The following is a 607-nucleotide window of genomic DNA, read 5'->3' on the forward strand; positions in this document are numbered from 1 at the left end:
GTGCTCGCGCGCGCGCCTGCCGCGGCGCACCCGCCGTCGCGGACTTCCTCACCGCGTGGCTGAGTGATCAGTCCGCGCCGCGGAAGGTCTCCCTCCCAGAGCCGCGCGGCGTCACCCACCGCGCGGTGCGCCGCTTCGACGGTGACCTCCTCCGTGCGGCCGAGGACGACCGCGTGGCCGTGGAGGAGCCGCTGGAGATCCGCGTGAGCGGCGACACCGTCGCCACCACCATGCGAACCCCAGGCCATGATCGCGAGCTCGCGGTGGGCTTCCTCTTCGCCGAGGGCATCCTTACTGATGGGGACGACCTGGGAAGCCTCTTCCACTGCGGCCATCCCGGAGAGGAAGGATACGGCAATGTGCTGGAGGTCGTCCCCGCCGCTGGCGCCGTGCTCGACCTGGAGCGCGTGGAGGCCACCCGCCGCGGCACCCTCACCACCTCCGCGTGCGGCGTGTGCGGCCGCCGCGACGTGGACGACCTGATGGCCCGCTGCGACCGCGTCGCCCCCGGCCCCGTCCTCTCCGCCCGCACCGTGGCCCTGGCCACCGAACGCCTGCGCGACCTCCAGCACACCTTCGAGCACACCGGCGGCGTGCACTCCGCCGG

Annotated in this window: 1 protein-coding gene; it reads left to right on the top strand. The window is 74.0% G+C overall.

Annotated features, from left to right (window positions below; genetic code table 11):
* Positions 1 to 607: formate dehydrogenase accessory sulfurtransferase FdhD (locus ACLEQD_RS44980; RefSeq protein WP_410392004.1), on the top strand; the 607-nt coding region annotated here is incomplete at both ends.

The sequence above is a fragment of the Corallococcus sp. 4LFB genome (assembly GCF_046520365.1).
GTDB classification, from domain to species: domain Bacteria; phylum Myxococcota; class Myxococcia; order Myxococcales; family Myxococcaceae; genus Corallococcus; species Corallococcus caeni.